This window comes from Nonomuraea jiangxiensis (genome assembly GCF_900099965.1).
In the GTDB taxonomy this organism is placed as follows: Bacteria; Actinomycetota; Actinomycetes; order Streptosporangiales; family Streptosporangiaceae; genus Nonomuraea; species Nonomuraea jiangxiensis.
Map to the genome: position 1 here is coordinate 1 of NZ_FNDJ01000027.1, position 9,571 is coordinate 9,571.

The 9,571-nt window shown below is 70.9% G+C and carries 7 protein-coding genes; 5 read left to right on the forward strand and 2 right to left on the reverse strand.

Annotated elements, in window-relative coordinates; all coding sequences use genetic code 11:
• A partial coding sequence (locus tag BLS95_RS41710; RefSeq protein ID WP_143044091.1) for a type I polyketide synthase occupies positions 1-2,272 on the forward strand: 2,272 nt, incomplete at its 5' end.
• A gap of 30 nt (positions 2,273-2,302) precedes the next feature.
• Here the strand turns inward: BLS95_RS41710 and BLS95_RS41715 are convergent.
• Both BLS95_RS41715 and BLS95_RS41720 read right to left on the reverse strand, forming a co-directional pair.
• Entirely contained in the window at positions 2,303-3,028 is a 726-nt protein-coding gene (locus tag BLS95_RS41715) for a thioesterase II family protein (RefSeq protein WP_090945136.1), read from the reverse strand.
• 61 nt (positions 3,029-3,089) lie between these two features.
• Entirely contained in the window at positions 3,090-5,456 is a 2,367-nt protein-coding gene (locus tag BLS95_RS41720) for a penicillin acylase family protein (protein WP_176993662.1), read from the reverse strand.
• A 257-nt stretch (positions 5,457-5,713) separates the two neighbouring features.
• Here BLS95_RS41720 and rfbA point away from each other — a divergent pair, with 257 nt between their 5' ends.
• Genes rfbA through BLS95_RS41740 form a run of 4 tightly spaced genes read left to right on the forward strand, consistent with a single transcriptional unit; the run spans position 5,714 to position 9,317 of the window.
• Positions 5,714-6,589 carry a glucose-1-phosphate thymidylyltransferase RfbA gene (gene rfbA, locus BLS95_RS41725; protein ID WP_090945138.1) on the forward strand — a complete coding sequence of 292 codons (876 nt, stop codon included), beginning with the start codon at positions 5,714-5,716 and terminating at the stop codon, positions 6,587-6,589.
• Positions 6,586-7,575, forward strand: a complete 990-nt coding sequence (gene rfbB / locus BLS95_RS41730) for a dTDP-glucose 4,6-dehydratase (protein WP_090945139.1) — start codon at positions 6,586-6,588, stop codon at positions 7,573-7,575. Before rfbA ends, rfbB begins: the two co-directional genes overlap by 4 nt.
• A gap of 18 nt (positions 7,576-7,593) precedes the next feature.
• Positions 7,594-8,208 carry a dTDP-4-dehydrorhamnose 3,5-epimerase gene (rfbC, locus tag BLS95_RS41735; RefSeq protein ID WP_245765612.1) on the forward strand — a complete coding sequence of 205 codons (615 nt, stop codon included), beginning with the start codon at positions 7,594-7,596 and terminating at the stop codon, positions 8,206-8,208.
• Positions 8,205-9,317: a DegT/DnrJ/EryC1/StrS family aminotransferase gene (locus BLS95_RS41740; protein ID WP_090945140.1), complete on the forward strand. Its 1,113-nt coding sequence runs from the start codon at positions 8,205-8,207 to the stop codon at positions 9,315-9,317. Before rfbC ends, BLS95_RS41740 begins: the two co-directional genes overlap by 4 nt.
• Positions 9,318-9,571 lie beyond the last annotated feature (254 nt).

Here is a 9,571-nt window from a genome sequence, read left to right on the forward strand (position 1 = left end):
GCAGGCGGCGGTGTGGGGACTGGTACGGGCCGCTCAGGCGGAGGAACCCGGCCGGATCACCCTGATCGACCTGGACCCCAGGCAGCAGAGCGCCCGGGATGCCGCGAGCTCTGGCGGTACTCCGGTCGCCCCCGACGGCGAGACGGCCGCGCTGCTTAGGAGCGGGGAACCACAGGTCGCGTTGCGCGATGACCGGCTCTGGGCGCCCCGGCTGGAGCGGGCCCGCCTCGGCGAGGAGCCCGTGGCGGCCTGGCCGGTCGATGGGGCCACGCTGATCACCGGTGGCACCGGCGGGCTGGGCGCTCTGCTGGCCCGGCACCTGGTGGCCGAACACGGCGTACGGCACCTGCTGCTGGCCTCCCGCCGGGGCCTGGACGCCCCCGGCGCCGCCGAACTCCGCGACGAGCTGACCGAACTGGGCGCCGAGGTCACCGTCGCCGCCTGCGACGTGGCCGATCGGGACGCCCTCACCGTACTGCTGGAGGGTATACCCGGTACCCACCCCCTGCGCGCCGTGGTGCACACCGCGGGGGCGAGCGCGAACGCGGTCCTCGCCGACCTCACGCCCGAGCTGGTCGACCAGGTGGCCGGGCCCAAGGCGGACGCCGCCTGGCACCTACACGAACTCACCCAAAAGCATGACCTGGCCGAGTTCGTACTGTTCTCCTCGTCGGCATCGCTGGTGGACAACCCCGGCCAGGGGAACTACGCGGCGGCCAACGCCTTCCTCAACGCGCTGGCCGAGCACCGCCGGGCGGCGGGCTTGCCGGCGCGGACGCTGGCCTGGGGCCTGTGGGGTGGCGAGGCGGGCATGCAACGCGGGCTGCGCGACGACGACCTGGCCCGAATCCGCCGCTGGGGCATGCTGCCGCTGCCGGTGGACGCGGGGCTGACGTTGTTCGACGCGGCGCGGCGGGCGGACGCCGCCGTGCTGGCGCCGATCCGGCTGGACCCGGCCGCTGTGCGCGCCCGCGCGGACGGCGTTCCCGCGCTGCTCCAAGACCTGGCCCCGGCCGTACGACGCACGGCGGCGTCGGGCGAGATCGAGCTGGAACCGCTGGCCGCGCTGGACCCCGAGGAGCGCCAGGAGCGCCTGGTCGAGCTGGTTCGGAGGCGGGTGGCCCAGGTGCTCGGACACGCGGACCCGGAGCCCATCGAGCCGGAGGCCGACCTGGTCGGGCTGGGCCTGGACTCGCTGGCCGCCATGGAGTTGCGCAACGCGCTCAACTCGGACACCGGCGTCCGTCTGCCGGCCACCGCTGCCTTCGACTACCCGACGGCCGGCGCGCTGGCCCGGGTGCTGGCCGAGGAAATCGGTCCGGCTCCGGCCGCCGCAGCGCCCGGAGCGCCGGCCGCGGCGGCCAACGGCCAAGCCCGGCCCGGACCCGCCACGGCGCACGGCGACGGGTCGGCCACACAGGAACTGGCGGGTGCGACGGAGACGTTGAGCGGCCTGTTCCGCGCGGCTGCCGCCGCCGGCAAGATCGAGGAGGGGATGACGCTGCTGCACGCCGCCGCCGCGATCCGTCCCCAGTACGACGCGGCCGACGCCCCGGCCCGCACCCCGGTGGTGCTGGCCACCGGCCCGCGCCGGCCGCGGCTGTTCTGCCTGAACTCACCGATGGCCTTCGGCGGGCCGCACCAGTTCGTCCCGCTGGCCACGGAATTCCGCGAGGTGCGCGACCTCGCCGTGCTGCCGGTGCCGGGGTTCGTCAGGGAGGAGAGCCTGCCGGCCTCACTGGACGCCCTCGTGCACGGGCTGGCCCGAATGGTGACCGGCGGCGCCGGGGTCGCCGCGGAGCCGTACGCGCTGGTCGGATACTCCGCCGGCGGGGTGTTCGCGCACGCGCTCGCCGGCGCCCTGACGGAAGCCGGCCAGGGGCCGGCCGCGGTGATCCTTCTCGACACGCATGTTCCCGGGGCGGGGGAGAGCGCCGGTGTCTGGTCGTCGATCGTGGGCGGCCTGCTCGATCGGGAGGCCGTGTTCGGCCCGTTCACCGCCGCCCGGCTGTCCGCTATGGGCTGGTACGCCGCCCTGCTCTCCCAGTGGCGGCCGGCCGAACTGGCGGCGCCGACGCTGTTCATCCGCGCCAACCAGGGGGTGGCGACGCCCGGCGGGACGGCCGCGGGCGTCGGCGCGGGCTGGTCTCCGGTCCTCACCTCCGGTATGGCGGTGCGCGAGGTGGCCGCCGACCACTTCAGCATCCTGGAGTCAGAGGCGCGGCAGACCGCCGCCGTGATCGAGGAATGGCTGGCTCAGACGTCCGGGTGAGTGTGACTCACCCGGACCGGGTGAGTCACACTATTTGGACAGCGCGATGAGCGCGTCGGTCACCTCGGCCACCTGGTCGTCCAGGTAGAAGTGTCCCCCGGGAAAGACCCGCAGGTCGAAGCCGCCGGTGGTGTTCCGGCGCCAGGCGCCTGCCTCCTCGACGGTGGTCTTCGGGTCGTCGTCGCCGACGAAGACGACCAGCGGGCAGCCGACCGCGGCGTCCGGGGCGCACTCGTAGGTCTCCACCGCCTGGTAGTCGGCGCGCAGCGCCGGCAGCACCATCTCGAACAGCTCCGGGTCCTGCAGGAACACCGGGTCGGTGCCGCTGAGCCGGCGGAGTTCGTCCGCCACGCCGGCCGGGTCCCGCCGGTGCACCCACTCGTCGCGGTAGGTGGACGGGGCGCGCCGGCCGGAGGCGACCAGCGCGTGCGGGGCCGTGCCGCGCCGCTCCAGGAGCAGGGCCAGTTCGAAGGCGACCACCGCGCCCATACTGTGCCCGAACAGCAGCGTGGGCCGCCCGTCGTCGGGGAGCGCATCGGCGATGGCGGCGGCCAGCAGGCGCACGTCCGTCAAGGGCGGCTCGTGCCGGCGCTCCTGCCGGCCCGGGTACTGCACCGCGTGGGCGTCAAGCGCCGGGTGCAGCGCGGCGGACAGCTTGAAGTAGGCGCTGACCGCGCCGCCGGCGTGCGGCAGTATGACCACCCGCGCCGGGGCGTCCGGCGCGGGGTGAAATCGCTTGATCCAACGCTCGTCCACATCGTTCCTTCCGCTGTGATTCGTTCGCCGCCCCCCGGTGAGCACCGGGGGGCGCCGGCGATCACCCGCGGCCGGACGCCGCGGGCACCAGAGTGATGACGCTTTCCGTGTTCCGCGCGACCGCGGCCGGGCTGTACAGCAGCGGCACCTGGGCGCCGGAGTTCCAGGCGGCGGCGAGGTCCGCGTAGTGCGGGCTCGCCGGGTTCCCGGACTGCCCCGGGGCGCTCACGAAGGTGGAGTTGTCCCAGGCCCCGACGTCCAGCACCATCCGGTACGCGGCGCCGGACTGCGACCGGTAGAACCCTGGGTAATAGGTCGAGGCGTCCACCGTGGTCACGGAGCCGCCCCGGGGGAACGGGCCGACATTGTCGCCCAGGGGGTGGGAGAACAGCACCTGATGCAGGCTTCCCCAGCGCCAGGCTGCCGGGTCGGCGCCGAGCCGGCCGCGAATGTCGGCGTAGGCCGCGCGCAGCGTCTGCTGCACGAGCTGGTCCCGCACCGCGGCGCCGTTCGGTCCGAACCAGTGGTCCGGCCGCTCCAACGCGTCGATCAACTGCCGGGAGTCGGCGCGCGGCACTCGGGCGGCCACCGCCGGGGTGGCGAACTTGGCGAGGAACGCCGGGCCGAGATGCCCGTAGAGCCAGGGCTCGTACAGCGCCGCGCCGGGGGAGTCGGCGCTCGGCGTACCGTCGTATTCGCGCAAGTGCTTCATTGCGGCCACGGTGTCCGGGTCGTCACCGGCCGGAATGTCGCGCAGCACCGCGAGGATGCGCCGGGCGTACTCGTCGACCTGGTCGCGCTGAAGTCGCGCCATCTCGGACGGAGTGTGCCGGGTCGAGCCGGACAGCACGTCCTCGATGCGCTCCTTGCGGGCCGACGGCTCCCACTCGTAGCCGACGCGCACCGGGTGCCCGGAGGGCATGTTGAACTCGTTCGCCGAGGCGATGAAGCCACTCTTGGGGTTGCTCACCCTGGGCAACTCGGCGCCGTCGCGGAAGCCGTCCCATTCGTAGCGGCCGTCGCCGGGCACCGGCAGCAGCCCGTCGTGTCGTGGCCGCTTGGGGACCAGGGCGCCGGGCACCCAGCCGATGGAGCCCGAGGTGTCGGCGTAGATCAGGTTCTCCGGCGGGGCGGCCCAGCGCCGCACCTTGGCGGCGAACTCGGGGAAGCTCCGCGCGGTCATGGCGTCGAGACCGGTGAGGTACGGCGCCGTGCCCGGCTCCGACCAGGCGGTACGCAGGCCGAACGCGAGGTCCCGGTCCGCGTCCACCTTGAGCACCGGGCCATGCTTGGAGAAGGTCAACTCCACCTGACGGGGCGTCGAGCCGGCCACCGGCACCTCCTCCCGCACCGTGGTGAAGGGCACCCAGCGGTCACGGTAGAAGTAGCGGCCCGGGTCGTCCGGGTGCAGGCGGTACACCTGAAGGTCTTCCTGGTCCGCGGCGAAAACGGTGAGCCCGAAAGCGGCGCGGCCGTTGTGCCCCATGGAGATCCCGGGCAGCGATGGCTCGCCGGCGCCGATCACATCCAGGCCGGGCGCGGACAGATGGGTGACGTAGCGCAGCGCCGGCGCCGTGGTGGATCGGTGCGGGTCGCCGGCGAGGATCGGCCGGCCGGTGGCGGTACGCGACGGCGCGAGCGCCCAGGCGTTCGACCCTCCGGGCGCTGACAGCGGCGCCGACTGTACCGCGACGCCGTTGAAGGCGACCGGCGTGACGCCGAGCAGGTAGGTGTTGAGCACGTCCGCGGGCACGGCGCACGGGTCGAGTCCGTCCGGCACCCGGGGCTCGTGCGCGGGTTCCAGGCGGACGAGAGCCCGGGCGGCGGATTGCCCACCGGCGCACATCGCGGCCGCGCGCAACGCCTCGGGGTACGCGTTGAGCGCCAGCCCGTGGCTGCGGATCCGTACCACGTCCTCAGGCCGCCAGCGGTCCGGCCGGTGGCCCAGCCGGCGGAACTCCGGCGGCAACGCCTCCGGGTGCGCGTTGACCCAGTCGACGTAGGCGTTGATGCCGCGGACGAACGCGGTCACGGCGCTGCGCGTGTCCGGCCCGTAGGCGGCCCACTCCCGCTGCATGTCCCCGCGGTACAGGAAGAGCCGGGCGGCCCGGTCCTTATCGACGTAACTAGGCCCGAAGGCGGCCGACAGCAGGCCCAGGCCGCGCCGCCGCCACAGGTCGAGCTGGAACAGCCGGTCCCGCGCGGCGTTGTACCCCTGCGCCAGGAACACGTCGTCGGTGTTGCGCGCGTACAGGTGCGGAACCCCCCAGCGGTCCACCACCAGCCGCACCGGCTCGCGCAGCCCGGGGACCTCGCGCGTGGAGGCGTCCCCCGTGTCCTGCGCCGCCTGCACCGAAACGGCCGGTGTGAGTGAGGAAACCGCGACCACGAGCGCCGTGACGGCACGGCGTAAAGCGACAGTCCGCACCGTCGGACTCCCTTCAGGAGACGTCAATGTGGGGAATTCTCGCCGCCGGGGGAGACCTGGTCAGCCCCTACCCTCCCCTAATTCAGGTGTCTCACCGTCCCCATTCGCGGTCGGGTGCGGACGGTCCCCTATTCGCCGGTTACAGGGCATGGCGGTCCCCCCTAATGCTCCCCCTCTCTCCGGTCATCGACCTTGCCGCTCCGCTCCGCCCCTGCTTAGCCTCGGGACACTTCCACGCAGCAGAGAGGTAAAAGGCCGTGAAAGGAATCGTCCTCGCGGGAGGCCGGGGAACGCGGCTGCATCCGATCACCGCCGCGGTCTCAAAACAGCTGCTCCCGGTGAGCGACAAGCCGATGATCTATTACCCGATATCGGTGCTCATGTTGGCCGGCATCAGGGATATCCTCCTCATTTCCTCGTCCGACCAGGTGCCGAACTTCGTACGGCTGCTGGGCGACGGCTCCCGCTTCGGGCTGAACATCTCCTACGCCTCCCAGGAATCGCCGGACGGGATAGCCCAGGCTTTTCTCATCGGCGCCTCCCACATCGGCGGCGGCCCGGCCGCGTTGATCCTCGGCGACAACATCTTCCACGGACCCTCCTTCTCGGAGGTGCTGGAAGAGAACGTGCAGGATGTGGAGGGGTGCGTGCTGTTCGGGTATCCGGTGAGCGATCCCGGCCGCTACGGAGTGGGGATGACCGATGAGAGCGGGCGCCTGATCTCGATAGAGGAGAAACCGGCGAAGCCGCGCTCCAACAGAGCCATCACAGGCCTGTATTTCTACGACAACGACGTCATCGACATCGCCGAGAATCTCAAGCCGTCCGAACGTGGCGAACTGGAGATCACCGACGTGAACCTGGCCTACGTAGAGCGGGGCAGGGCCAAACTGGTGGATCTCGGCAGAGGATTCGCCTGGCTGGACACCGGTACGCCGGAGACGCTGCTCCAGGCGGGACAGTACGTGCAGACCCTCGAACAACGCCAGGGCGTTCGCATCGCCTGCCTGGAGGAGGTGGCGCTCCGCATGGACTTCATCGACGCGGAGCAGTGCTACCGGCTCGGAGCCGAGCAGTCGCAGTCCGGCTACGGCCAGTACGTGATGAGCATCGCGAATAGTTACGTGAAATGAGGATCCTGGTCACCGGCGGCGCCGGATTCATCGGCTCCCATTACGTCCGTACCATGGCCGAGCAGGGCCACTCCAAGCTGACGGTTCTCGACAAGCTCACCTACGCGGGCAACAGGGCCAACCTGGAGCCCGCCGACGGCCGCTTCACGTTCGTGTGGGGCGACATCTGCGACGCCGCCCTCGTCGGAGAACTGGTGGCCGCGCACGATCAGGTGGTGCACTTCGCCGCCGAATCCCACGTCGACCGGTCCATCAGCGGTGCGGGGGAGTTCGTCCGCACCAACGTGACGGGGACCCACACGCTGCTCGCGGCGGCGGTCGAGCACGGGCTCGGCACGTTCGTGCACGTCTCGACCGACGAAGTGTACGGCTCCATCTCCGAAGGCTCCTGGGGAGAGGACCAGCCGCTGTCGCCCAACTCGCCGTACTCCGCGTCGAAGGCCTCGTCCGACCTGCTCGCCCTCGCCTACCACCGGACGTACGGGCTGGACGTGCGGGTGACCCGCTGCTCCAACAACTACGGGCCGTACCAGTTCCCCGAGAAGGTCATCCCGCTGTTCGTCACCAACCTGCTCGACGGCGGCAAGGTGCCGTTGTACGGGGACGGCATGAACTCGCGCGACTGGCTCCACGTGGCCGACCATGTCGCGGGGATCGAGCTGGTACGGCAGGCCGGCCGGTCGGGAGAGGTCTACAACATCGGCGGCGGCACCGAGCTGACCAATCGCGAGCTGACCGGGATGCTACTGGAGGCCTGCGGCGCCGGATGGGAGCGCGTGGAGTTCGTCGAGGACCGCCTGGGCCACGACCGCCGCTACTCCGTCCGCGACGTCAAGATCCGCGCCGAGCTGGGGTACCGCCCGGCCGTGGACTTCGAGAAAGGCCTGGCCGAGACGGTCGAGTGGTATCGGAACAACCGCCCCTGGTGGCAGGCGCATAAGGGTGCCGTAGGGGTTGTCGCCGCAGATCAGGGCGACCCAACATAACGTCGAAGGAGGGATCATATGCGGATTCGCGAACTCGGCATCGGCGGGGCGTTCCTCGTCGAGCCCAAGATCTTCCCCGACTCCAGAGGACTGTTCCTCGAGGTCTTCAAGCAGCCTGCCTTCGCCGAGGCCGTCGGCCATTCGCTGACTGTGGCCCAGGTCAACTGCTCCGTCTCCACACGCGGCACGATCCGTGGATTGCACGCGATCCACCTGCCCGGCCAGGCCCGCTACGTGAGCTGCCCGAGCGGCGCCATCCGCGACATCGTCGTCGACATCAGGCAGGGCTCGCCCACGTACGGCGAGCACGTCGTGGCGGAGCTGAGCGAGGACAACCGGCACGCGCTCTATCTCGCCGAGGGGCTCGCGCACGGGTTCGCCCCGCTGACCGAGCAGGCCACCGTCTTCTACCTGTGCTCCAGCACCTGGTCGCCGGAGAGCTCCTTCGAGGTGAACCCGCTGGACCCCGACCTCGACCTGCCCTGGCCGCGCGACCTTGAGCCCGTCCTGTCGGACAAGGACCGGGCCGCGCCCTCCCTGAAAGAGGCCGAACGGCTCGGCATCCTGCCCTCCTACGCCGACTGTCTGGCCCGCTATGCCGAACTCGCCACACCGGACGGAGTGCCGCGTTGATCCCGCTGTTCAAGGTCCCCATGTCGGAGTCGGCTCCGGCAGCGGTCGCCGAGGTCGTCGGCAGTGGCCAGATCGGCCAGGGCGCCAAGGTCGCCGAGTTCGAGCGGGCGCTGGGGGAGCGAATCGGCAACCCGCGCGTCGCCACGGTCAACAGCGGCACCTCGGGGCTGCACCTGGCGCTCCACATGGTTGCCGCAGGTGGGGACGACGATGGCGAGGTGCTCTCCACGCCCCTGACCATGGAGGCCACCAACTGGACCATCCTCGCGAACCGGTTGCGCATCAAGTGGGTGGACGTCGATCCCGCCACGCTCAACGTCGACCTCGACGACCTGGCCCGCAAGATCTCTCCCCGTACCCGCGCCATCGTCGTCGTGCACTTCTCCGGCTATCCGGTTGACCTCGGGCGGCTGGCGAAGATCCTCGACGACGCCGAGGCGGCCTTCGGATTCCGCCCCGTGGTGATCGAGGACTGCGCCCACGCGTGGGGCGCCACCTACCAGGGCCGCCGCCTGGGCACCCACGGCAACGTCGCCGTGTTCAGCTTCCAGGCGATCAAGCATTTGACCTGCGGTGACGGTGGGGCTCTGGTGCTGCCGGACGACGAGCTGCATCACCGGGCCACGCTGCTGCGCTGGTTCGGCATCAGCCGCGCCGCCGACCGGCTGCGCAACCCGCCGGACGTCGCCGAGTGGGGCTACAAGTTCCACATGACCGACATCAACGCCGCGATAGGGCTGGCCAATCTGGAATGGGCGGAGGAGGTCGTGGCACGGCACCGGGCCCACGCCGCCCACTACGACCGGGAGCTCGCCGGCGTGCCGGGGCTGGAACTGACCGAACGCGCCCAGGATCGCGAGTCGTCCTTCTGGATCTACCCCATCAAGGTCGAGGACCGCGCCGGCTTCATGAAGCGCATGGACGAGGCCCAGATCATGGTCAGCAACGTCCACGAACGCAACGACACCCACACCTGCGTCCGCCGGTACGCCACGCTGCTGCCCGGACTCGACAGCGTGGCGGAGCGCGTCGTCTGCCTGCCCGTGGGCTGGTGGGTGACCGAGGAGCAGCGCGCGCACATCGTCGAGACCGTACGGCGCGGTTGGTGAGAGCAGGTCGGACGAGCGCGGTGGTTCTCCTGCCCTAGTATCACAAAGAGAACAGCACTCGAAGCTCCTGGTGATGACGGCACTGATCGTGATGATCAAGCCTCCACCAGGAGCTTCTTCATGTCATCGGCGGAACTTCAGGATCGCGACCAGGGCACGCGCTCAGGAGGTCGGGCCCATGTGATGTGCGGGCCCTTTTTCGTCCCGGATGCCGGCGATATCGGCGAACCTCAGGGCGGGCAGCGGATCGTGAA